Annotated in this window: 21 protein-coding genes; 12 read left to right on the plus strand and 9 right to left on the minus strand. The window is 35.3% G+C overall.

From position 1 onward, the window contains the following. The first annotated feature begins 32 nt into the window (after positions 1-32). Positions 33-2,234, plus strand: coding sequence for an OstA-like protein (locus tag ACFOWA_RS17375; protein WP_378987516.1), 2,202 nt, complete (start codon positions 33-35; stop codon positions 2,232-2,234). Positions 2,235-2,246: 12 nt separating this feature from the next. On the opposite strand, the gene rdgB is transcribed toward ACFOWA_RS17375, so the two are convergent. Together rdgB and ACFOWA_RS17385 are read right to left on the minus strand one after the other, a co-directional pair. Next, positions 2,247-2,819: an RdgB/HAM1 family non-canonical purine NTP pyrophosphatase gene (gene rdgB / locus ACFOWA_RS17380; RefSeq protein ID WP_378987519.1), complete on the minus strand. Its 573-nt coding sequence runs from the start codon at positions 2,817-2,819 to the stop codon at positions 2,247-2,249. Between the two features lie 10 nt (positions 2,820-2,829). Then, positions 2,830-3,471 (minus strand): hypothetical protein, encoded by a 642-nt coding sequence (locus ACFOWA_RS17385; RefSeq protein WP_378987522.1) that lies wholly within the window; start codon positions 3,469-3,471, stop codon positions 2,830-2,832. A 104-nt stretch (positions 3,472-3,575) separates the two neighbouring features. Between ACFOWA_RS17385 and ACFOWA_RS17390 the strand changes: the two genes are divergently transcribed. From ACFOWA_RS17390 to ACFOWA_RS17405, 4 genes are all read left to right on the plus strand, one after another. After that, positions 3,576-4,163, plus strand: a complete 588-nt coding sequence (locus tag ACFOWA_RS17390) for a hypothetical protein (RefSeq protein WP_378987525.1) — start codon at positions 3,576-3,578, stop codon at positions 4,161-4,163. 60 nt (positions 4,164-4,223) lie between these two features. Then, positions 4,224-5,585: a peptidylprolyl isomerase gene (locus ACFOWA_RS17395; protein WP_378987528.1), complete on the plus strand. Its 1,362-nt coding sequence runs from the start codon at positions 4,224-4,226 to the stop codon at positions 5,583-5,585. 6 nt (positions 5,586-5,591) lie between these two features. Then, positions 5,592-6,554 (plus strand): AAA family ATPase, encoded by a 963-nt coding sequence (locus ACFOWA_RS17400; protein WP_378987531.1) that lies wholly within the window; start codon positions 5,592-5,594, stop codon positions 6,552-6,554. A 102-nt stretch (positions 6,555-6,656) separates the two neighbouring features. After that, positions 6,657-6,857 (plus strand): hypothetical protein, encoded by a 201-nt coding sequence (locus tag ACFOWA_RS17405; protein ID WP_378987534.1) that lies wholly within the window; start codon positions 6,657-6,659, stop codon positions 6,855-6,857. A 61-nt stretch (positions 6,858-6,918) separates the two neighbouring features. Here ACFOWA_RS17405 and ACFOWA_RS17410 read toward each other — a convergent pair whose 3' ends face one another. The 5 genes from ACFOWA_RS17410 to msrA form a co-directional block, all read right to left on the minus strand. Continuing rightward, positions 6,919-7,803 (minus strand): glycerophosphodiester phosphodiesterase family protein, encoded by an 885-nt coding sequence (locus ACFOWA_RS17410; RefSeq protein WP_378987537.1) that lies wholly within the window; start codon positions 7,801-7,803, stop codon positions 6,919-6,921. Positions 7,804-8,024: 221 nt separating this feature from the next. Further along, positions 8,025-8,882: a nuclear transport factor 2 family protein gene (locus ACFOWA_RS17415; RefSeq protein ID WP_378987539.1), complete on the minus strand. Its 858-nt coding sequence runs from the start codon at positions 8,880-8,882 to the stop codon at positions 8,025-8,027. Positions 8,883-9,027: 145 nt separating this feature from the next. Then, entirely contained in the window at positions 9,028-10,008 is a 981-nt protein-coding gene (locus tag ACFOWA_RS17420; RefSeq protein ID WP_378987542.1) for a M28 family peptidase, read from the minus strand. 84 nt (positions 10,009-10,092) lie between these two features. Continuing rightward, positions 10,093-11,553, minus strand: coding sequence for a cysteine--tRNA ligase (cysS, locus tag ACFOWA_RS17425; protein WP_378987545.1), 1,461 nt, complete (start codon positions 11,551-11,553; stop codon positions 10,093-10,095). 852 nt (positions 11,554-12,405) lie between these two features. Further along, the gene (gene msrA, locus ACFOWA_RS17430) at positions 12,406-13,002 is read right to left on the minus strand and encodes a peptide-methionine (S)-S-oxide reductase MsrA (RefSeq protein WP_378987548.1); all 597 of its coding nucleotides are present in this window, start codon (positions 13,000-13,002) and stop codon (positions 12,406-12,408) included. Positions 13,003-13,281: 279 nt separating this feature from the next. Between msrA and ACFOWA_RS17435 the strand changes: the two genes are divergently transcribed. The 3 genes from ACFOWA_RS17435 (at position 13,282) to ACFOWA_RS17445 (ending at position 16,048) form a co-directional block, all read left to right on the plus strand. Continuing rightward, positions 13,282-14,244, plus strand: a complete 963-nt coding sequence (locus ACFOWA_RS17435) for an isopenicillin N synthase family dioxygenase (protein ID WP_378987550.1) — start codon at positions 13,282-13,284, stop codon at positions 14,242-14,244. Positions 14,245-14,548: 304 nt separating this feature from the next. Beyond that, the gene (locus tag ACFOWA_RS17440) at positions 14,549-15,391 is read left to right on the plus strand and encodes a DUF6929 family protein (RefSeq protein ID WP_378987553.1); all 843 of its coding nucleotides are present in this window, start codon (positions 14,549-14,551) and stop codon (positions 15,389-15,391) included. A gap of 54 nt (positions 15,392-15,445) precedes the next feature. Beyond that, positions 15,446-16,048: a tetratricopeptide repeat protein gene (locus ACFOWA_RS17445; protein ID WP_378987556.1), complete on the plus strand. Its 603-nt coding sequence runs from the start codon at positions 15,446-15,448 to the stop codon at positions 16,046-16,048. Between the two features lie 49 nt (positions 16,049-16,097). Here ACFOWA_RS17445 and ACFOWA_RS17450 read toward each other — a convergent pair whose 3' ends face one another. Further along, positions 16,098-17,915: a serine hydrolase domain-containing protein gene (locus tag ACFOWA_RS17450; protein ID WP_378987559.1), complete on the minus strand. Its 1,818-nt coding sequence runs from the start codon at positions 17,913-17,915 to the stop codon at positions 16,098-16,100. After that, positions 17,902-19,533 (minus strand): amidohydrolase, encoded by a 1,632-nt coding sequence (locus tag ACFOWA_RS17455; protein WP_378987562.1) that lies wholly within the window; start codon positions 19,531-19,533, stop codon positions 17,902-17,904. Before ACFOWA_RS17455 ends, ACFOWA_RS17450 begins: the two co-directional genes overlap by 14 nt. Positions 19,534-20,483: 950 nt before the next feature. Here ACFOWA_RS17455 and mutL point away from each other — a divergent pair. From mutL to ACFOWA_RS17475, 4 genes are all read left to right on the plus strand, one after another. Further along, positions 20,484-22,319: a DNA mismatch repair endonuclease MutL gene (gene mutL, locus ACFOWA_RS17460; protein WP_378987565.1), complete on the plus strand. Its 1,836-nt coding sequence runs from the start codon at positions 20,484-20,486 to the stop codon at positions 22,317-22,319. Positions 22,320-22,458: 139 nt separating this feature from the next. Then, complete coding sequence (locus ACFOWA_RS17465) at positions 22,459-23,169, plus strand: rhomboid family intramembrane serine protease (protein WP_378987568.1); 711 nt, start codon at positions 22,459-22,461, stop codon at positions 23,167-23,169. Beyond that, positions 23,162-24,013 carry a rhomboid family intramembrane serine protease gene (locus tag ACFOWA_RS17470; RefSeq protein ID WP_378987571.1) on the plus strand — a complete coding sequence of 284 codons (852 nt, stop codon included), beginning with the start codon at positions 23,162-23,164 and terminating at the stop codon, positions 24,011-24,013. The genes ACFOWA_RS17465 and ACFOWA_RS17470 overlap by 8 nt, the downstream gene beginning before the upstream one ends. Positions 24,014-24,028: 15 nt before the next feature. Then, positions 24,029-25,132, plus strand: a complete 1,104-nt coding sequence (locus tag ACFOWA_RS17475) for an endonuclease/exonuclease/phosphatase family protein (RefSeq protein WP_378987574.1) — start codon at positions 24,029-24,031, stop codon at positions 25,130-25,132. Positions 25,133-25,214: the final 82 nt, after the last annotated feature.

Consider the following 25,214-nt stretch of genomic DNA (forward strand, 5'->3'; position numbering starts at 1 on the left):
CAACGTTCGGAACAAAAAACTAACTTTGTAGAGTGCAAAAAATATTTGTCTTTCTTTTTTTACTGATGTGTCCGGTTTTATTATTTGGCCAGAAAAAAGGTTCTATTATAAAAATTATTTCCTCTACAAGAGCAAAAGCTATTACCAAAGAAAATGTAATACAATTTATAAATCCTGTTTTTCAACAAGATAATGCAACCCTATCCTGCGATAGTGCTGTTTTTTATAATGCAAGAAATTATTTTGAAGCGTATAAAAATGTTCACATTCAGCAATTAACAACAGATATTTATTCTGATGAATTGCAGTATGATGGAAATAAAAAGCATGCCCATTTAACAGGAAATGTTAGAATGGTTGACCCAAAATCTACTTTAACCACTAATGTTTTAGATTATAATATGGTGGCCAAGATTGGTACTTACACCAATGGAGGTAAGATAGTAACACAAGACCAAGGCATTACTTTAACCAGCAAAAACGGATATTACTTTAATAATACCAGCGATGCATATTTTAGGTACAATGTTGTAGTGGTTACGCCTCAAAGCACCATTAAATCGGATACTATGCGTTATAACCTGGATTCGAAGTGGACCTATTTTTACGGACCAACCAACATTAAAGGTAAAGACGATAATATGTATACTGAAAATGGCGCCTATAATACAACAACTGAAGATGCCTACTTTGGTAAAAAGAATTTATATACCCAAGGAACAAAATCTCTAAGAGGCGATAGTTTATACTATTATGGGAAAACAGGCTACGGAAAAGCGGTAAGAAACATCGTTTTTACAGATAAGAAAGACGGAACAAAAATGTTTGGTGATTTAGGCTTCTATTATAAGATAGACCAGCGAACATTGGTTACCAAGAATGCATATATCGATTTAATTTCTGGCGATTCGGTAATGGTAAACAATAAGAAACGTCCAGACACACTTCGCCTTGGTGCTGATACTTTGCAAACGCAGGTGGTATTGCAGAAAACATTAAAACTGATACCAAAAATTTTTGTCAAAGCCGATAACCAGGTGGGAGAAGATGAGGAGGAAACGGAAAAACCCGAAAGAAATACCGAAATTGCTGAAAGTTCTGGTAATAAAAAACCTACCAATAGCCAAAGCAAAGAACCTAAAATTAAGCGTGGAGAGAAATTGCCACCCAAAAAACCTGATGATGTTTCTGATAAATTAACCGATAGTTTAAAGTTAAAAATCGATTCGACAAAGATAAATTTTGTAAAATCAAAAACAGATACGCTATTGAAGAATGTAAAGAAACCAGATTCTATAGTGAAAGTTTTGCCCAAGATTAAAACGGACTCTTTACAAAAATTAGTTTCTAAAAAAGGAATTAAGGATACTATTAGCAAGTCTATTGCTAAATTAAAACCTTCTTTATTGAAACCAGATTCTGCATTTAATCCGGCAGATACTATAACAACCCGAATTATTAAAGCCCATCATAACGTTAAAATTTTCAAAAGCAATATCCAGGCGAAAACTGATAGCTTATTTTATACCAATGCCGATTCTACCTTACGCTGCTTTGGCAATCCAATAATTTGGTCGCAAGGTTCGCAAGTAGTTGGCGATACCATATACGTACAATTTAAAAAGAATAAGCTGAATAATTTGCAGGCTTTCAGGAATGCATTTTTGGTAAATACGCCTGCCGATTCGTTAAGGTTTAATCAGATTAAAGGTCGCTACATGACCGGATTTTTCTTTGAAGGAAAATTAAAAACACTGTATGTTGATGGCAACGCCGAAAGTATTTATTATACACAAGATGATAGTACGAAGGTGTATAAAGAAATGAATCAAACGGTTAGCAGTCGTATAAAATTTACTTTTAAAGATAATGATATTGATGATATTGTTTACATCAATAGCATTGAAGGCGCTTTAAATCCAGAAATTAAAACCGAAAAGGATAACGTTTTGAAAGGCTTCTCCTGGAAACCGAAAGACAGACCAAAATCGAGAAAAGAAGCAATTGGCGCAACAGGTAGCAACAAAGCTAAAGCGAATGTGAAAAGTACTCCAGCAAAGACAACACCAAAAGCGGTGACGAAGCCCCTTGCAAGTAAAACCCTAGTTGTGATTAAACCAATTGTGCCTAAATTCATCCCTAAAACCGATTCCTTGCCGAATTTTGGTATTAAGCCAATATTGCCTAAAAAGGATACGACGAAAATAGCACCAAAACTCTTATTTAAACAATAAGCAGGATTGACCTTACTTTGTTAAAAACGCTAACATTTTTTTCAAAGCAATTGCTCGGTGGCTGATGCTATTCTTTTCCTTCATATCCATTTCTGCAAAAGTAATGTCATAACCATCAGGCTGAAAAATCGGATCGTAGCCGAAACCTTTAGCGCCAGACAATTCTGTTCGTATGGTGCCATTTATTACACCTTCAAACAAATGGTTTTCTCCATTTTGCATTAAAGAAATAACAGTTTTAAACCTAGCTTTCCGGTTAACAATACCGTCCAATTTTTTCAGCACCAAATTAATATTCTCTAAGCTATCTCTGCTTCCTGCGTATCTGGCAGAATAAACACCTGGTTCATTGTTTAAAACTTCAACCTCCAAGCCGCTATCATCGGCAAAACAATCTAATTTATAATGAGTTGCAACATACTGGCTTTTAAGCGTCGCATTTCCTTCAAAGGTATCGGCAGTTTCCGGAATATCAGCAAAACAACCAATATCTTCTAAATTTAAAACATCATATTGTCCAATTAAAGCAGCACGAATTTCTTCAGTTTTATGCTGATTATTTGTTGCGAAAACTAGTTGATTCATAAATTAGGTGTTACTTAATTTTTTGAAGGTGCGACCAAAGGGCTTTTTTCTCGGTTAGATTACTGTCTAAATCATGAAGATTAGGAGCAAATATCATCTTGGTTGACTCATGTATTAAAATCTCATTTGCCCACACTAAATTTAAGTTCAAATGATTGGTTTCAACGCCAAATGCAAGCACTAACTGCGGTTTAAAAAATTGCTGTAATTCAGCATAGTCTGTTTCTAGGTGATTTGCGTAGTTTAAAAGCGCAAAATCTGGCGTACTTAAATCAATTGCTTTAACAATTTTCCGAAGCAACTCCCTACCCTGTTCGCTGCTTACATCGTAGTTCTTATCATTAACCAAAATAAGAACAAACTTTTTATTTCCACCTAGATATTTAAAGTCTGGCTTTGGTTTAGGCTCTTCTGAAATAAGCGGAATTTCTGCGTTTTCTATATATTCATTTTCAACTATTACAGGTGTTTCATCCTTCAAAACTGAAATTTTATTGTTATCAGCCGCTTGTTTTAGTGGGGTAAATTTGTCAGAAACACCTTCATAGGCAACCTCAGCATCGATTTTAACGTCCTTGTCTTCAACCAAAAAAACATCTTCAGTAAAAAATAACCTTAAAGCATTTGCGTTGTTGGTAACCTGACTTTCCATTCGTATTTTTGCAGTAAAATAATATCTGTTAAAATTAGTTAAATATCTTATAATAGCCCCGCTTATTGTTACTTTTATCCTTTAAATTCTGTAGAATATTCTGTGTGAGAAAGGCGTATTGCTTATTTGTTTTAGGCTTATTGGGTAGTTCGGCGTTTGCGCAAAATGTTGCCACAATTAACAATAAACCCGTTAGCAGTAAAGAGTTTATGTGGGCTTACAAGAAAAGCCACAATGGCAATAACACTACAGATTATAACGAGCTATTGAATTATTTAAATTTGTACATCAATTTTAAATTAAAGGTATTAGATGCCCGAGAAATGGGGCTTGATAAAAACAACACGTACAAGGCAGAAATTAAGACTTTCGAAAGCGCTTTAGACGCACACAAAAAGGCAATTAATTCGAGCAAAGATTATGATTATCTACTAAATGAATATCGCGAAGGTGTTTTAATGTTTAACGTTTCCGAACAGAAAATATGGAACAAGGCACAGGATGATGAGCAAGAGATAGATGATTTTTACAGAAGAAATAAATTAATTTATAACAAACCATTGCATGACGTAAGAGGTGAAGTTATTGCCGATTACCAACAACAATTGGAAAGCAATTGGCTGAAAAGCTTAAGAGAAAAATATCCGGTTAAAATTAATGATACTGAATTGCGGAAGTTGATAAAGCCCTAACTAAATCAAATTCAATTAATTAAACCATTAGTAGTAAATTTGCAAAATACAATAAATAGAATGAAGAAAGTTTTTTTAGTAGTAACTGCTTTGGTAAGCTTGTTTTTTAACAGCTATGCTCAAAAAAATAACATCGATAAAGTTGCTGCTGTAGTAGGTAATGGTATTATTTTATTATCAGATTTAAATCAGCAATACACCCAATATTTGTATCAGGGAAATCAGCCTAACCCAAGTATTAAGTGTATGATTTTACAACAAACCTTAACGCAAAAATTGCTTAAGCAACAAGCCGAAATCGATTCGGTGATGGTAGAAGATGGGCAGGTTGATGATGAGGTAAATAGAAGAATGCGTTCGATGATGCAACGTGCCGGCGGACAAGAACGCTTGGAATCGTTTCTAAACAAATCTTTATTGCAGTATAAAGATGAGATGAGACCATCAATAAAAGATGAATTGCAGGCACAGAAGATGCAAAGTAAGATTACAGAAAACATCAATGTTACTCCTCTGGAAGTTGAAAAATATTTCAAATCTTTAGGCGATAGCGTTCCTGAATTTGGTACTGAAGTAGAAGTTGGAGAAGTGATTTTAAATCCGCAGCTGACTAAAGCAGAAAAAGAAAGGTTTCATGATAAAATTGAAGCTTTACGTTTACGAATTAAAGGTGGAGAAGATTTCGGCGCATTAGCGAAAGCATATTCTGAGGACCCTGGTTCAGTTGGTGATGGTGGCGATTTAGGTTTCTTTGATAGAAACATGATGGCCAAAGAGTTTACATCTTGGGCATTTAAACTTAAAGCAGGTGAAATGTCGCCAGTATTTGAAACAGAATTTGGCTTTCACATATTACAAGTTATAGAGCGAAGAGGTGAGCAGGTTCATGCCCGCCACATTTTAATTATGCCAAAAAGTACACAATCTAGTTTAGATAGAGTTAAGTTGCATGCCGACAGTATTTACAACAACATAATGGCTAAAAAACTAACTTTTGCTGCAGCTGCTAATTTATACTCTGATAATAAAGAAACAAAATACAACGGTGGTATGATGCTTAATGCAGATAACGTACAAGCCAGAACAACTTTTATACCGTTGGAGAAAGTAGATCCATCTATATTTTTAGTAATTGATACCATGAAAGTTGGTAGCATTTCTAAACCAAATTTATTTACTGCTGCTGATGGGAAACAGGGTTATCGTTTATTGTATTTAAAATCGAAAATTCCACCTCATAAGGCAAACCTCGGACAGGATTTCCCTAAAATAAGGGATGCTGCACAAACAGATAAAATCAATCGCATCTTAAGTGAATGGTTTGAAAAACGCCGTGAAAGCACATATATTAAAATTGACGACGAATTTGAAACTTGTCCTGAATTAAAAATCTGGACGAAGAACACTACGCAAACCAAGTAAATGCCGATGCAGTACAAGAACGAAGTAGAAGCTGTTGATGCGCTTCATCAATCTTTTAACAACATAAAAGCAGAAATTAGCAAGGTTGTTATTGGTCAGGATGATATTATTAAAGCTGTTTTAATAGCCATTTTTAGCAACGGACATTGTTTGTTGGTTGGCGTGCCAGGCTTAGCAAAAACTTTACTTGTACAAACGGTGGCTTCGGTGTTGGATTTAGATTTTAACAGAATTCAATTTACGCCAGATTTAATGCCTAGTGATATTATTGGAGCTGAAATTTTGGGTGAAGACAGGCACTTCAAATTTATCAAGGGACCAGTTTTTTCGAACATTATTTTAGCTGATGAGATAAACCGTACACCACCAAAAACTCAAGCTGCATTGTTAGAAGCCATGCAAGAGAAATCGGTTACAGCGGCAGGTTTAACACATACATTACCAAAACCATTTTTTGTATTAGCCACTCAAAATCCTATTGAGCAGGAAGGAACTTATCCCCTACCAGAAGCGCAATTAGACCGTTTTATGTTCAACATTCAGTTAAATTATCCGGCTTTTGCAGATGAATTAACAATTGTTAAAAATACAACCAGCAATAAAACAGTTCAGTTACAAAAAATTATCCATGCAGATGATATTCAATATTTTCAGAAACTGATTAGAGATATTCCGGTTACCGATAATGTTTTAGAATACGCTGTAAAATTAGCAGCGAAAACTCGTCCTAACAGCGAATTTGCTACTGATGCCATTAATAAGTACATAAGTTGGGGCGCTGGTCCGCGGGCTTCGCAATTTTTAGTTTTAGGTGCTAAATGCCATGCCGCAATTTCGGGTAAATACGCACCAGATATTGAAGATGTGCAAGCCGTAGCGGAACCAATTCTTCGCCATCGTATAGTGCGAAATTATCGTGCTGAAGCAGAAGGTTTATCCATTGAGAAAATAATAAAAGATTTGTTGTAAGTATTTGAAATAGAAATAAAAGTCAAATCTTTATATTTTAAACTTTGTTACTATCTTTAGCAAACATTTACAAAGCATAAATTTTAAATCAAAATATTCGATATGTCAGCTCACGATTCACACGCACCAGTTCAGCAAACATCAGGCATTTGGGCTTTACCATTAACCGCATGGATTCTGGTTTTAATATTAGTCGTAATTTTTACCAGACCAATTTTTAATCATGAAGAAGCACCTGCCTCATCTCATGAAAAAACAGAAATGCCAGCTCACGAAGGAGCAGAAGCAGCACCACATCATTAAGAGATAAAAAATATTCATAAAAAAATGCGCTGAAAACATCAGCGCATTTTTTGTTTAGACGTTACTTAATCTGTCCGATGATGTTTGGAAAATCAGTTATAATTCCATCTACACCCAAACTCTTAAAATATGTAATTTCTTTAACCGTATTTACCGTCCACGGGATAATTTTAATACCCATTGCATGGCATCTATCTACCAATCCTTTACCTACCAAAATAGAATACGGGCTATAAATGGTTGGCTTGAAGCCTAATTTCTCGATGTAATCTTCAAACGGTTCCTTCTCATCAATTAATAAAGATGTTTGTATTTTAGGATATTTCTCATGCAAATATTGTAATGTTCGCATATCGAACGATTCAATAATCACTCTCTTCGATATTTTCTTTGCATTCACTACATCCATAATTAAATCTATAAACTCTGCAGGCTCAGGATGGAATTCATTATCACCATTCTTAATCGTTTTTGTTTCGATGCTGTAAACTGGCTTCTTTAATTTATTTTCATTTACATATGCCTCCACTGCATCAATAGTTTCTGATAAAAGTGGTTTTGATGCCTTAAATTTCATTTGTCCGGGAAAGCGAGCATGAACTTTACTCCCAACATCAAACTTCTTTATCTCATCATAATTCATTTTGTAGATATTGAAGTTCTTTTGCTCTTTAAAAGTAATTGCCTTTCCATTGGGCTGCAAAGAAATTTCATTATTAAAATAGGGCTCCTGTGATAATACTACTTCTTTATCTTTCGAAATCACAGCATCCATTTCTAAAGTATTAACACCTAAATCTAATGCTTTTAACATCCCTTTAACGGTGTTTTCGGGCATAATACCACGTGCTCCGGCCTTCCCTTGCACATCGAACTTTTGTTTTTGAGCTAAAACCTGTAAGCAAACAAAACTTACAAGGAGCAGAAGATTAAATTTTTTATTCATGAAATTAAAACGTAAATCGATTAGATTAATTTTTGTAGCACAAAGCAAATGCTATACAATAAATTTGTTCCTGCTTTTGGCTATATCTCTTCGCTGCGCTTCGAGGATACCGCCGCAATCAGGGCTAATGTGAAAGGGCGTTGCAGCTAAAAAACCAGTTGCTTAAAACAAAAAAAGGGCTTCATTTTACCGAGCGCCCTTTATAAAATTCACATTAAATATTATCTATCTGCTGGCACAAAAGCCTGAACTATTAAGTTCCAGCTTGCATCAGCAGCTTTTTCGTAAACAAAAACGTAGTTAAAGCTTTCTCTTAAATCTGCCTTATAATCTATCGTTGCAACACCATACGTGTAGGCTAAGTCGCTTCCTAAAGCTTTATCCACACCTGCGGTTTTTAAATTAATTTTATCAACCATTCCATTTAAAAAAGTTAGGATTTTTCCTTTGCCTTCAATTGCTTCATTGCCTGGGAATAATAAACGAGCATTGGGAGTTAGAAAACCTCCAAAAGCACCAATACCGTGGGTTTTGAGAAATGTATTAAGTGTTTTTTCTGTAGTTAAAATTACATCCTTTGCTGCTTTCTGGTCTTTCTCATTTAAAAATTTTGGAATGTAGCGGTCTTTTGGCTCCTCATAACGTTTCGTAGTATTTGCCAAAGGCTTATTGCTTTCAGTAGCCAAATCTATTGCTAGCTTCCAGGTGCCGTTTTCTGCTTTCCAAATAGAAAGATACTGACCATATTTTTTTTCAGTACCACTTAATTCATACGGACCAGTAGTAAAACCTAAATCACCACTTCGCGATACTTTTGCATAGTTAGGTTCCCACATTACTTCGCTTGTACCTTTTGATTGACCTGCATAAAAAGTTTTTGCATTAACAGGATTTGGTCTGAAAACTAAAGTATTTGCTGATGAAAACTCCAGGTAAGCATCTTTATCGCCCCTTTTGGCTATTGTTTTTGCAAACTCCTTTTCGGCGTTAACAAGAGATTTAGTTGTTCCGTCACTTTTTTGCGCAATGGCGCTGAACGATAATGCAATTGCAAAAGTGGTTGTTAATATTTTTTTCATGAGGATAAATTTATTTGTTGAAGCTATGCAGCCAGTTCTAATTAGATGAACAATTATGCTGATTCCATCTTCATTTGTATTAAGGTATGGCGAATATAAAATTTTATGTACCAGATGTTTGTAAAAGTAATTAACAATTTAACATTTACTTTTCGCGGTAAATGGTTTCTAGCACGGTTTGCCCGGTAGCCTTAATTGTATTTTTATCGATGTTGGCTAAATTATCAAGTTGTGTATGCCAGTTTATGTAAAACCCGCTATTATCATTGTAATGTATAATATCTATTGATGGCACACCAGCTTTGTTCATCCAGAAATGGTCGTCAACCAGTTTACCACTAGGAATGCTTACAAAATATGATGAATACCCAATTTCACTTCCAATATTCCAAACCTTATTTACTACTTCAGGGGCCGATTGGCGAGAAATTTCATCTTGTGTAAACTGTGCGTTTCCCCCACCTACCATATCCAAATTGATGCCGTACATTGCTTTATAGCCATTTGCCAAAGCATTTTTAGCCCAATATTGCGAACCTAAGCACCAAGTGGTTTCATCAGGCGTTTCATCATTGGCTTTGCCATAATCTTCCAAATCCCAAAGAACAAAATCTACACCAACATTTGGTTGTTTTTGTTGCATTTGCCTTGCCATTTCTAAAATAACAGCAACACCGCTTCCGGCATCATTAGCTGCATCAAATGGTTTCGTGTGGTTTGCAGGATCGGTATCTTGGTCAGAAAATGGGCGGGCATCCCAATGTGCAGTAATTAAAACCCTATTCTTGTTCTCCGAATTAAAGCTTGCCAATATATTTTTTAACTGAAAGCTTTTACCATCGTAAGTTGTGGTTTTTGCACCTTGCATTTTAACCTCAGCACCGAATGATTTTAGTTTCGAAACCAAATAATCAGCACACTTTTGATGCGCTACGGTACCGGGTATTCTCGGACCAAAATCTACCTGCGCTTTCGTATATGCAAAAGCACTATCGGCATTAAACTCTGGCGAAACCAGTTTTATCTCCTGTTCAACAGTTTCTGTTTGCTCGGTTTTCTTATCGTTCTTACACGCTTGAAAAGCTAATAATATGAGTGCAGGAAGTATATAAAGTTTTTTGTTCATGGGAAGGTTGAGGTTGAGATTAAGGCTGAGGTTAAGGTTGAGGCTAAGATTGAGGCTGAGGTTAAGACTGAGGTTGAGTGCTAACTAGGATTTACTCCAGGTTGTACCTTCTTTACCATCTTTAAGCTGAATACCCAATTCTTGCAAACCGATTCTTATCTTATCAGAAGTTGCATAATCTTTATTTTCCTTAGCTTCTTTACGCAAATCTATAACCATTTGTAAAACACTGTTTAATTCCAGATTATCAGATTCTTCATCTTTCAAACCCAAAATATCAAAAACAAAATCATTAATCAACTGCTTCAATTTATCCAATTCAGTAGCTGAGATTTTTCCCTTTCCATCATAAACTGTATTGATAATTCTTACCGCTTCAAACAGTTCTGCTATTAAAACCGGACTATTAAAATCATCGTTCATTGCATTTACACAATTCAGCTTTAATGCGTCGATATCGAATTCGTTTTCCTCAGATGTATTTAATTTATCCAATAAACTTACGGCAGCCATTAATCGGCGAAAACCTTTTTCCGATGCATCGAGTGCATCATTAGAAAAATCTAAAGTGCTGCGATAGTGAGCCTGCATCATAAAAAACTTTACCGTCATCGGGCCATAGCCTTTCTTTAACAATGGGTGGTCGCCGGTAAACAATTGTAAAGGAAGAAACCCATTACCAGCCGATTTTGACATTCGGGTTCCGTTTACGGTTAACATATTGGTATGCATCCAGAATCGAGCAGGTTGATGTTTGCTGCAAGCTTCTGACTGAGCAATTTCGTTGGTATGATGCGTTGCCGCCAAATCCATTCCACCACCGTGTATATCAAATTCTGCACCTAAATATTTCGCACTCATTGCCGAACATTCGATATGCCAACCGGGAAAACCTAAACCCCATGGCGATTGCCATTGCATCAAAGTTTCTGGTTTTGCTTTAATCCACAATGCAAAATCTAATCGTCCTTTTTTCTCATCCTGACCGCCCAGTTCGCGGGTATTGTTCAGCATGTCTTCCAAGTTACGATTGGTTAAAATGGTGTAATTGTATTCTTTACTATATTTTTCTACATCAAAATAAACATTACCGCCAATTTCGTAAGCGTAGCCATTTTCGATGATGATTTTTATCATCTCAATTTGCTCAATAATGTGCCCAGTAGCTGTCGGCTCTATGCTCGGCGGCAAAGTATTAAACATCCGCATAACATCATGAAAGCCAAGTGTGTACTTTTGTACAATTTCCATTGGCTCTAGCTGCTCTAACTTCGCTCGTTTTGCAAATTTATCGTCACCCTCATCTCTATCTCCCTCCAAATGGCCTGCATCTGTAATATTTCTCACATATCGAACCTTGTAACCCGAATATTTTAAATAGCGGAAAATTAAATCGAACGACATAAAAGTTCGGCAATTGCCTAAATGCACATCACTGTAAACTGTTGGTCCGCACACATACATGCCAACATTTGGTGCATTTAAGGGTATAAACAGTTCTTTTTTACGAGAAAGCGTATTATATAGTTGTAAGCCGGTATTCATATTGCAAATGTAATATTTACCATCGTAAAGTTTTAAAATTGATAAATTGTTTAACAATCCAATTGGTTAATTGACAATTCATACATTAAGTAATCTAAATATTTTATCTGAAAATCAATACTACAGCCATTTTGGCTGTTAGCGCAGTAAAGCGTAAAACGGAAACAAATTTAGTTTCTTGTACAAGCCTTGCGCTGCTAAATTATAAACCGTTTGGTGTATTAAACCAATTTGAAATTATTTTGGAAATGAAAGGGCAGTACCTTTTGGCGGTCTTCAGTCCTGCTGTTCGCTGTAGCCTCGCGAAAAAGCTCGGGCTGCCGCTACCATCAGGTTTATAAACGAAGGATTGTGGACCATGCAAACCTTTAAAATGGAATACAGCTTTTGCAGATTAGCCCCGGTTGAAGCGAACATGTAGCAACAGCCATTTCGGCTGTTAGCGCAGTAAAGCGTAAAACGGGAACGAATTTAGTTTCTGGAGCAAGCCTTGCGCTGCTGAATTATAAACCGCTTTATATATTTAGACCCGTTTCAAATTGTTTTGGAAATAAGTTTATTGCGTTATTTATTTACCACCTCAGTCACCTTAGAAAATCTAAGTGTAGATGTTTAAGCCTGGAAACTATTTTTCAGGTTTGAAAACAAATGGTTACGCAACATGCAAACCCTTAAAATGGAACACCACATTTGCAAAATAGCCCCGGTTGAAGCGAACACGTAGCAACAGCCATTTCGGCTGTTAGTGCAGTAAAGCGTAAAACGGGAACAAATTTAGTTTCTTGTACAAGTCTTGCGCTGCTAAAATTTATATTACAGGAAGCTTAAAATCTACTCCTCTAATTTACAGCCTTATTTAAGCTTTGCTTTAAAAACTTTTTCTAATTTTTCTAATTTAGGTAGAATCACCAATCTGCAATAAGGCGCATCAGCATTGTTTTTGTAATAATTTTGGTGATAGCTTTCTGCCGCATAAAAAGGTTTTGCTGCTTCAATTGCTGTAACTACTTTTTTGCCGTAAGCATTAGTAGCATTTAATTCTGCTTTGTACTTTTCGGCTAAAGCTTTTTGCTCTGGTGTGTGGTAAAAAACAACCGAACGGTATTGCGTTCCGCTATCTGCACCCTGGCGGTTAAGTGTTGTAGGGTCGTGACTTTTCCAAAACACTTCTAATAAATCTTTATAGGTAATTTGCATTGGGTTATAGGTAATTTCTAAAACCTCCGCATGACCAGTAAAACCTGTACAAACTTCTTCATAAGTTGGGTTAGCAATTTTACCACCTTCATACCCCGATTTTACAGATACAACACCTTTCAATTTTTGAAATATAGCTTCCGTACACCAAAAGCATCCCATTCCAAATGTTGCCTTCTCGGTTTTCTTTCCTTGTGCATTAGCTTGATTTAAAGTTAATGCAGTTAATAAAATTAAAATTATCTTTTTCATGTTGTGTGTTTATTGTTTTGTAAACAATACAATCTTGTTGTTAATGTTTCGCGATAAGATTGCATTGTTATTTGCTAACTATATTACGAAATAAAATTATTTAAAGTTTCCAATCCATCAATAATGGGTTTAGAATGACAATAGCTATATTTTGTGGATTTAAATTTAGATGTTAATAACTTAAGTTATTGATAATGTTTAATTTATATAAGCAAACACTATCTACTTAAGCCTTATTAACAATTCTTAGTAAATTCGTGTAATACTAAAATTAAAAATATGTCAACACCCTATATTCCATGTTTAGATTTAGGTTCTTACATTAACGGAACCGAAGCAGAACGTAAAAAATTTTCTGATGAGCTAGGCAGGGCTTTCAACGATTCTGGATTTGTAACCATCACCAATCACGGTTTAAGTCAGGATTTAATTGATAAGCTTTACGAAAACATTAAAGCTGCATTTGCATTGCCTTTAGATGTAAAGAAAAAATACGAGAAACCAGAACTTGCTGGTCAGCGAGGTTACACTAGCGCCGGTAAAGAAACAGCTAAGGGCGCTAAAACTCCCGATTTAAAAGAATTCTGGCAAATTGGACAAGAAGTTACAGACGGCGATCCGGTGAAAAATGATTACCCTGATAACGAGGTTTTAGAAGAACTACCTGAATTTAATAAGGTAACAAACGGTATATATAAAAAACTAGAGGAAAACGGAACTCATCTGTTACGTGCTATAGCAACTTATCTCGAACTACCAATTAATTACTTTGATAAACACGTTCATAATGGAAACTCGATATTAAGAGGCATCCATTACTTCCCAATCGAAAATCCTGAAACCATACCTGATGATGCGGTTCGTGCAGGAGCCCATGAAGACATTAATTTAATTACGCTATTAATTGGCGCCAGTGCAGATGGGCTTGAAGTATTAACCCGAAGCAATGAGTGGTTGCCAATAAAAGCGCATCATACTGATATTGTGGTAAATGTTGGCGATATGTTGCAAAGGTTAACTAACAATAAGTTAAAATCGACTACACATAGAGTTGTAAATCCTCCACGCGAATTGATGAAAACTTCTCGTTTTTCGGTGCCGTTTTTCTTACATCCGCGTAGCGATATGGATTTAACCAGTTTACCATCTACCATTGATGCTGAACATCCAAAAGTATATAGTGATATGACTGCTGGAGAGTATCTTGATGAAAGGTTAAGAGAAATTGGGTTGAAGAAATAGTTTTCTGTTTTCAGTTATAAGTTGTCTGTTCTCTGTTCCTATTTAACCTCACCTTATCAAAGTTTTTGGTTAGGCGAATGGTGTGTTGTCCCTCTCCTTGAAAAGATGGATTTAATGGGAGTGGTTAATATGATAACCATTGTTTTAAAACACAGTCTTTCGTTTCCCTCTCTTTAAGGAGAGGGATGCAATGACTCAAAATAATCACTATTATTCATAGGGTGAGGTAAAAAAGTCTTTCAGCTTGTCCAGATGAAAATTTAAAGCGCCAAAGAAATTCGGCGCTTTTTTTCTACCTTGAAATATGCATTCAACTCATTTAGAAATTTTCGCCGAAATCGACGGAATTGGTTCCGCTTCAGGATTATTTTTGAAAGAGAATAAACTTTATATCATTGGAGACAATAGCGCCAATCTAAATGAATTTGATGTATCTAACAAGCAACTCAACAAAATTAAAATACTGTTTAACAAAGATTTAAATGCTTCTCAGAACATAGCAAAAGCAGATAAACCCGATTTTGAAGTACTTTGTAATTATCAAGACAGATTATTTATTTTAGGTTCTGGCTCTACAAAGAATAGGAATTTGATGATAGACTTTAATCTAAAATCTAAAGAAATTATCGAACATGATTTAACTACTGTTTACAACAAAATAAAAACTACTGCAAAAATTGATGATGACAATTTTAATATAGAAGGTGCTATTTTCACAGGCAAATTGTGGCTCTTATTTAATCGAGGTAACGGCATAAATGCTAAAAATGGGATATTTCTTATCAAAGGAGAAGACCTGACTAATGCTGATAATCCCACATTTGTGAGGATAAATTTGCCTCATATAAATCATATAGAATCTACTTTTACAGATGCTATTTTATACAAGAACGAGATTTTTTTCATTGCAACAGCAGAAGACACAAATTCTACTTATAATGATGGTGCAATACTTGGAAGTTTTATAGGAAGCATTAATTTACAAACACTAAAGCTGAATTTTGCTACTAAAATATCGGATGTAAATAAGTTCGAAGGCATTTGTTTTTTAAAAGAATCGAACAATAAAATAGAATTTCTGCTCTGCGAAGATAGAGATACAGAAGAATTAAAATCTACTATTTACAGGTTAACGATGAATTTGTAATCTTGCTTACTATAATTTAATAATAGGTTTACAAATATTCTATACCTTAACACAATGAAAAAAATCTTCTTAATCCATCTCATTTTATTAATAAACCTAACTTTTGTATTTGCTCAATCTTCAAGCATAAAAGATTTGTATTGGGATTATACAATGATAAGAATGACCGATACTGAAAAGCCTAAAGCGATTGCATTGGCGACAGATGTTTTGAAACATTCTTCAGAATTAACACCAAAGCAAATTGCTAATGTTACTTACCATTTGGGCAGGCTTTACGAAGAAACCAATCAAATGCCTTTGGCTATTCCATACTACGAAAAAAGTATTCAGCTAACGCCTGGCTATTACGTTCCGTATTTAGCTTTAGGTAATTATTATTTTAAAAATTGTAAAGATTTAATTGTTAAAATGAATGCCGCAGCCGAAGCTAAAGATTTGGCTTCACATACAAAACTAACAGATGATTATAAGAAACTGGCAACAAAAGTAGCTGCTTATTTAGAGCGATCTTATGCTTGCGATCCGGACGATGATACAATGAATATGATTACTTATTTATACCAGACATCTAAAAACCCTACAGCTTTAACTTCGCTTGATGACCGTATTAAGAAACTTGCTGAAGGTTGTATTACTTTGCTAGATGATGAGTAAAATTTTTAAACCTATAAGGTTTTGAAAACCTTATAGGTTTAGTGAAAAACTATTTCCTCGATTCATCAATGGCCTTATTCACAACATCTTGAATTCGACCTCTAACTTTTAAGTTCGATAATTTATCGGTCACAGTGGGGTTTACACGATTAGAAAGAAAAACATAAACCAAACCTCGTGATGGATCCACCCAAACACAGGTTCCTGTATATCCGGTATGTCCGTAGGTTTGCGGTGAAGCTAAATCTGATGGATAGTGTTTACTTGAATCAGGATCCCAACGGTCAAACCCCAAACCTCTGCGACTAACTGCCGATTGCTTTGAAGTGAACATATCAACTGTTGATGGTTTAAAATATTCTTCGCCACCGTAAGTCCCTTTATTTAACAACATTTGATAGATTATAGCCAAATCGTTTGCACTAGAAAATAAGCCTGCGTGACCAGAAACTCCGCCAGCTAAACCTGCACCTTGATCGTGAACGTAACCAACCAATAATGTTTTTCTAAAGTATTTATCATCTTCTGTTGGAATGATTTGGTCTTTCGCAAAACGATTTCTAGGTAAAAAACCTGCCGTTTGCATGCCCAATGGCTTATAAAAATTTTCATAAGCATATTCATTTAAAGGCTCTTCGCTAATGTGTTCAACAATATCCTTCATCACATACATGCTTATATCGCTGTAAACATATTGTCCTCGGGTTCTAATTGGCGAATTCAACATCTTGGGCCACATAAAATCTTTAAAAAAACCTTTTTTGATATAATAATTATCTGCAACCTTTGTTGGAAATGCAGCAGTTGAATCTCTACTGTAATCGCCAGCTTTTACATAATCGTGAAAAGGAATAAATGGGATAAAACCGGCCTGATGCAACATTACCTCTCTAACCTGAATGTTATTCATAGGTGTTGTTCTGGCTTTAGAAATATAAGCACCAATATTGGTATCTAACTTCAATTTGCCCTCTTCAAAAAGGCGCATTACTGATGGTGTTGTTGCAGTAACTTTAGTAACAGAGGCTAAATCGAAAATATCGGTAACCTTATCAGGCAAAGTAGAATCATAAGTATGCGTGCCATAAGCTTTGTTAAAAATCACCTTTCCATCTTTGGCCACCAAAACAACCATGCCAGGTGTGGCTTTCTGACTGATGGCTTCGGCAGCTATAGCATCAATCTCTTTCAAATTGTTAGAATTTACACCAGCATCTTCCGGAACGGTATATTTCAATCGAGTAGCAGTGGTTATAAAACCCGAGCCAAGCGCAAACTTTGCAGAAAAAGTTGATGCTAATTTATTGCTCGCGGCAATACCACCAAAAATATACTGCGGTACAATTGCTGCCGCATCGGTAGAATTTTGGGCAGTCCATACTATTGGCGATTTTAATAAATCGAACGCTTTTAAACCAGTCCCGTTACCAAAATAAGAAACAACTACCGATTTGCTTTTACTAATGCTATTAATGAAATTTAGGTATTTTGTGTTGGTAATGTTCTTATCATCTATAGATACCAGAATAACATTAAAATATTTTAAATCATCTTCCAAATCATTTAAATTCAAACTGTCTTTGTAAGCATCGGCAGAGAATGAAGTAATTTTATCATACTTGTTTGCCAAACTATCGAAAACCAAGTTATAAGCAAAACCTAAACTTACCGAAGCGATATTTTTCTTATCAAGCGATTTTAAAGGGATATTTCCCTTTTCGTTATTTAGTAAAACTGTTGTTTGTGTAATAGTATTGGCAATAGTGAGTTTTTTTTCGTTTGTAGCATGCTCTTGTGCGCAAGCCATTAAACATAAAATATTTAGAAAACTTGCTGCCGCCAGAATAATTAATCTATTTCGCTTCATATACTTTTTCTCCGTTCAAATAGGTTTTTAGTACTTTGGTTTTTAATATGTTTTGGGGTGATGATTTTACAATATCATTATCAAGAATTACAAAATCGGCAAATTTGCCAATTTCCAAACTTCCTTTTTCCTGCTCTTCAAAATTTGCTTTAGCAGCCCAAATCGTCATTCCTCTTAATGCCTCTTCAGGTGTTAGTGCATTTTCCATTTGGAAACCACCTTTTGGGAAACCCTTTGCATCTTCTCTAACAGTTGCAGCATAAAACGTTAATAATGGATTAATGTTTTCTACCGGAAAATCAGTTCCAAGCGGAATCCATCCATTCTGTTTTAGCAATTGTTTGTATGCATAAGCATCTTTCAGACGTTGAGCACCCAATCTTTGTCCGGCCCAATACATATCTGATGTGGCATGAGTTGGTTGTACCGATGGAATAATACTTGCTTTACCAAAAAGATTAAAATCGTTTGCATTAACAACCTGGGCATGTTCAATTCGCCAGCGCTTATCATTTTTACCTTTTAAAACATTATTGTAAATTTTTAACATTACCCTATTGGCCGAATCGCCGATGGCATGTGTACACATTTGGAAATTATGTTCAGCAATTTTTGCCGCCACTTCTTCATAATGTTTTACATCGCTTAGCAAAAAGCCAGATTTTTCTGTCATATCGGTATAGGGTTTTAGTAAACAAGCACCTCGAGAACCCAAAGCACCATCTGCATAAACTTTAAATGCCCTAACATTTAAACGATCTGTTTTTATTGCACCACGCTTAAATAAGTAATCGTAATTTGGTTCAGCATCAGATAACATTACATATAAACGCATTTTCAGTTTATTTTCCTTTTGCAGTTTTTCTATAAAATCAACAGCTTCGAAACCTAAACCGCAATCATCAATAGTTGTTAAACCAGCAGCAAAGCAATTTTTCTGGGCATCGGTTAAAATCTTTTCGGCAAGTTTTGCATCAGGCGATGGGATTTTACTTTCAACTAATGCTACAGCATTATCAATCAAAACACCGGTAAGTTTGCCATTTTCGGTTAACATATCGCCACCTATTAATTTTTGTTCAGCCTTTATACCAGCATCATCAAAAGCTTTTTGGTTTGCAATTGCGGCATGACCATCAATACGATTTAAAAAAACCGGGCGATTAGGGAAAAGTTCTGTTAGTTCTTTATTCGTGGGAAAGGCCTTATTTTCCCAATCATTTTGGTCCCAACCATTACCAATTAGCCAACCGTCAGGATGTGTTTTAGCAAAAGCTGTTAGCCTTTTAACTACTTCTTCCCATGATTTTGTTTCACGCAAATCGGCTGTTTGCAAACTTTGTCCGTAGCCAAAAAAATGTGCATGCGCATCTATAAAGCCAGGATAAACTGCTTTGCCTGCGGCATCAATTTCATCGTCAGCTTTATATTTTTTTCTAATTTCGTCGGATTTACCAATAGCTAATATTTTACCATTTTTAACTGCAAAAGCTTCAACGGTTTCAAAAGCCGAATTAACGGTATAAACCTTGGCGTTGTAAACAATTACATCGGCTTGTTCTTTACCACAAGAGGATAAAAAAACGATTATAAATAATGCGTAAAAGAGTGATTTCATATCGATAAAGATAGATAATTGAAATCGTTTGCTGTGTAAATTGAATTTTACAGAAGAGGGAATTGTCGTCATCTTGTGTGAGGAATATGATAACTGAGGAATCTCTGAAATGCTGATTAATTGTTTTTTACAATGTACTTCGGCTTTACTAGAAAGTGATCGAAAAATTTATCAAACCTATTTTTTTGGAAAGCAATTGCAGTAGTGCTTTTGAAAAAGCAGCCCCGCCCCCGTTTCTGCCGATGAAAAATCGGCATCTCACTAAGTCGGGTTTAGAGATGTTATGATTGTGCTGGTTTTAAAAATTTTTTTGCTAAATGCTCTAATTTTTTTGCCGATATAATACAAACCATTGTTTCTAAACCTGACAATAGCGGCAGCCCCGAGTTTTTTTACGAGGGCTATAGCGGTTGGCAGGGCTGAAACCCCCAATGAAATGCTGACGATAATTTCTAAAATAAAAACAGCCGAAATTGTATAAATAAACTATTTAGAAACTAATTTTTTTGGAAAGCAATTGCAGTAGTGCTTTTGAAAAAGCAGCCCCGCCCACGTTTCTGCCGATGAAAAATCGGCATCTCACTAAGTCGGGTTTAGAGATGTTACGATTGTGCTGGTTTTAAAAATTCTTTTGCTAAATGCTCTAATTTTCTTGCCTCTATAATACAAACCATTGTTTCTAAACCTGAAAATAGCGACAGCCCAGAGTTTTTCTACGAGGGCGATAGCGGTTGGCAGGGCTAAAACCCCCGATGAAATGCTGACGATAATTTTCAAAAAAACTGTAAGCTTAGAATCTAGAAACTGTTGGTACTATAGAGAAATTTTGTGGTATTTGTTGCAAATTTTTAATCATATTTACCCACAGTCATTTAGGTGTTGAGTTTTAAACAAAACGTATTCCCTAAGCTTATTTTGCATAATTTAGCGAATTCATTTTGCCCAATTACATGACTGATATTATTCACCTATTACCTGATGCTGTTGCCAATCAAATTGCTGCCGGAGAAGTTGTTCAACGACCTGCTTCTGCTGTAAAAGAATTGCTCGAAAATTCTATCGACGCCGGTGCAGATAAAATTCAGTTGGTGATTAAAGATGCCGGAAAAGCATTAATTCAGATTATTGATAATGGCTGCGGAATGAGTGTTACCGATGCGAGAATGTGTTTCGAGCGCCATGCTACATCTAAAGTTAAAAAAGCAGAAGATTTGTTTGCCATTCGTACCATGGGTTTTCGTGGAGAAGCAATGGCTTCGATTGCGGCAATTTCTCAGGTAGAAATGAAAACCCGTCGCCATGAAGATGAAATTGGCAGTTGCATTACCATTGAAGGTGCTATGGTTACGGCACAAGAACCTGTAGCAACTTCGCCGGGAACACAAATTGCCATTAAAAATTTATTTTTCAATACACCAGCAAGGAGGAATTTCTTAAAAAGCAACCCGGTAGAAATGCGTCATATTATTGATGAATTTACCAGGGTTGCATTAGCACATCCTGCTGTTTTTTTTAGTTTGCACCACGACGGGACAGAGATTTTTAACCTCCCAAAAGGAAACTTAAAACAACGCATTGTTCATTTGTTCGGTAATAATTACAACGAACGTTTAGTACCTGTAGAAGAAGACACTACGATTATTAACCTAAAAGGATATATAGGAAAACCTGCTTTCGCAAAAAAAACCAGAGGTGAACAATTCTTTTTTGTAAATAACAGGTTTATTAAAGACCCATATTTAAATCATGCGGTAAGTTCTGCATTTGATGATTTATTGCCCGACGATAGCTATCCACTCTATGTTTTGTTTATAGAAATCGACCCCTCGAAGATTGATGTAAACGTTCATCCAACAAAAACAGAAATTAAATACCTAGATGAAAAATCAATTTATGCAATTTTAAAATCTGCAGTAAAGCGTTCAATTGGCAGGTATAATATTTCTCCAACATTAGATTTTGACCAAGAAACAGGGTTCAGTAATATGATTTCGCTGAAAGCAGTTGAAGACATTGTTCCACCAAGTATAAATTTTAATCCCGATTTTAATCCATTTGCTGCTGAAACAAGTTCAGTATCTGGATATTCATCATCACCTAGAAATTATGAAGCTAAGCCGAGCGCTAAAAATTGGGGCTCGCTGTATGAAATAACACAAGAACCAGCCGTTGAGCAAACTACATTTTATACTGATGATGCTATCTTAGAAACAAAACAGAAACAATATATTCAGCTTCATAATCGTTATATTGTCTCGCAAATTAAATCTGGCTTAATGGTTATCGACCAGCAAATGGCACACGAACGCATCCTTTATGAACGATTTCTCGTACATCTTGATGATAGAAAAGGCGCTTCACAGCAAAGTTTATTTCCACAAACCATAACGCTAAATGCCAATGATTTTGAATTGGCAAAAAGTTTACTGGATGATATAAAAAGTTTAGGTTTTGATGTTCGTGAGTTTGGTAAAAACACACTGGTTGTAGAAGGAATCCCGGTTGATTTAGGCAGTAAAAACATTAATGAAACACAGCTGTTTGAACAACTGATAGAAGGCTTTAAAAACACCCAGCAAGAATTGAAATTAACGAAGCGTGATAGCCTTGCCAGAAGCTTAGCAAAAAATAGTGCTATTAAGGCAGGCACAGCGCTTGGTCAGGAAGAAATGAACACCCTTATTGATGAACTTTTTGCATGCAAAACCCCTAACTTTAGTGTAAGCGGAAAACCCATCATCCAAACCATAACTTTAGCAGAACTAGATAAGAAATTTGAGAAGTAGAGGATTAGGTTGAGATTGAGGATAAGATCAAGGCTGAGGTTGAGATAGAGATTGAGGAAGAGATAAAGGAAGAAAGAATAAAGACTAAGGTTGAGTAGAGCGAAAACGAAAGACGAAATACCAAAAACGATACAAGTAAATGAATAACATATATATACCACCAGTTGTAAAAAATCTTCTGATCATAAATATTCTGTTTTTTGCCGCTACTTGGCTATTTCAAATGCAAGGAATTATAAACTTTGAAGATAGCCTGGCGGTTTACTATTTCGATTCGCCAAAGTTTAGGATTTGGCAACCATTAACATACATGTTTATGCATGGAGGGTTTGCGCATATATTCTTTAATATGTTTGCCTTATATTCTTTCGGTAGTTTGTTAGAAACCAGATGGGGTGCAAAAAAGTTTATTATTTTTTATTTCATAACCGGACTAGGTGCTTTAGCTTTACAATGGGCAGTACAAGCTTTTGAGGTTCATCAGTTAATTGGCCATATCACTTTGTTTGATGGATGGCAGCAAAAAATCACAAATCAAACTCAGGTTCAAACATTAGGCTCCATTTATTATGGCGGCATGTTAGGCGCCTCTGGTGCAATTTTTGGCTTGCTGGTTGCATTTGGTATGCTTTACCCAAATGCCGAATTGTACATTATGTTTATACCTGTACCTGTTAAAGCAAAATATATTATTCCTATTTACATTCTTATTGAATTATCATTAGGTGTAGCTCAATTCGAAGGAGATTCTATTGCTCACTATGCACACCTGGGTGGGGCTTTAATTGGTTTTATTCTGGTTAAGATTTGGAAAGATAAAAACGATACATTCTATACACTTTATGAATAATACTTTTAAAGATTTAAGATTCAAGATTTTTAAATCTGGCAATCCGCTTTTCCTTTACATTGGGATAAATGTTATTCTGTTTTTGGTAGTTGCCATTATTGGCATATTCGTTTTTTTGAGTGGCAGCAATTTAAGCTTTAAATCGTGGTTGTTTGAATATGTTGCCTTGCCGGCAAGCTTTGCTCAGCTTCCAGAAAGATTTTATACAATTTTTACTTACATGTTTTTTCATACAGATATTTTTCACATTCTGTTTAATATGTTAGGATTGTATTGGTTCGGAAACATCTTTATGAACTTTCTACAAAGCAGGCAATTTCATTTTGTTTACATCGCAGGGGGCATTTTTGGCGGTTTATTTGCTGTTGCTTTTTTAAATATTTTCCCTGTTTTTGCTGATTCTTTATCCAATGTTAACATAGTTGGTGCGTCTGCAGCGGTTATGGCAATTATATTTGCAGCAGCAACCTTGGTGCCCAATTACACTATAATGCTGCTTTTTTTTGGTGAGGTAAAAATTAAATGGATAGCATTGGTTTATTTTATATTAGATTTTTTATCTATTGGCTCACTAAATGTAGGCGGAAGTTTGGCCCATATTGGTGGTGCTATTTTAGGTTTTGTATATATCAAAAGCTTACAGAACGGTAGCGATTGGAGTAAAATTTTCGAAAGAAAACCAAAATTAAGGGTAGTAAAAAATGAGCAACCAATAAAAAAGCCTACTTTTAAAGGCGTATCTCAAACCGAGATAGATGAAATTTTAGATAAAATTTCTACCTCGGGTTACGATAAGTTAACTGCAACAGAAAAAGAAAAATTGTTTAAAGCAAGTAAAGATTAAATGCCTAAGCCTAATTTGAAATATACTTTTTTTGATAAAATATTTTTACTACTAACTATTATAGCGGTTACATGCCTATTACTTGGCACCGTTGCCGGTAATATAGATCCACGCAAAAATATATTACTAGCCTATTTCGCATTGGCTTATCCTTATTCCCTCCTAGTTTGCGTGTTGTTCCTAATTTGGTGGGCAGTAAAAAAAAGATGGTTATTTGCTTTCGCCATATTTTGTATCATCGCAATCGGATATAATACCGTTCACGCAACTTTCGGTTTTGGCGGTATTGAAGGCACTTCAAAAAAAGAAGAAGGCAGCATTAGAATAATGACATACAATGTTCACAGTTTTAAGCTTTTTGGAGAAGACAATACCACATCTGTTAAAGATAAAATGCTTGCGGTTGTGCAAGAACAAAATCCGGATGTGATATGCTTCCAAGAATTTTACACCAGACACAAAGGTGATTTTAATACCATTGATAGCTTAAAAAGACTATTAAACACTAAATATTACTATTTTAAACCTGTAGAAAATAACGCTTACGATGCTTTTGGATTAGCGATTTTCTCAAAATATCCTATTAAGAACAAAGGTGATATTATATTTGATGGGCACGGTGACAATATGAGTATCTATACTGATTTAGATGTGAATGGAAAAATATTTAGGGTTTTTAACGTTCATTTTCAATCCATCAGTTTCCAACCTCAAGATTATGAGTTTATAGATCAGCTTACTAAAAAAACCAGAGGTAAATTATATGCCTCCAAACGAATCTTAAAGATGCTGAGATATGCTTTTATTAAAAGAAGCAATCAGGTAGATACGATGAAGAAAGAAATGGCAAAATGCAAAACGCCATACCTAATTGCAGGCGATTTTAATGATACTCCTGCATCTTATGCAGTAACACAAATTACGAAAGGCTTGAACAATTCGTTTACTAAAAAAGGTACGGGTTTTGGCAAGACTTATAACGGTAAATTTCCAAATTTTCAAATCGATTACATTTCAACATCTAAAGACTTTGAAGTTCTAAATTATCAAATCACCAAAGCTAAATTATCAGATCACTTTCCGGTTAGAACAGATTTAAAGTTTATCGATAAAGAATAAATTAGTTGCGAACAGTCAGTATTATTTTACATTTCAGCTTCTATTTCTTACCATACATCAACAAAGTGTTATTATCTAATAT

Origin of the sequence: Pedobacter lithocola, from assembly GCF_042650845.1 — a bacterium.
GTDB lineage: Bacteria > Bacteroidota > Bacteroidia > Sphingobacteriales > Sphingobacteriaceae > Pedobacter > Pedobacter lithocola.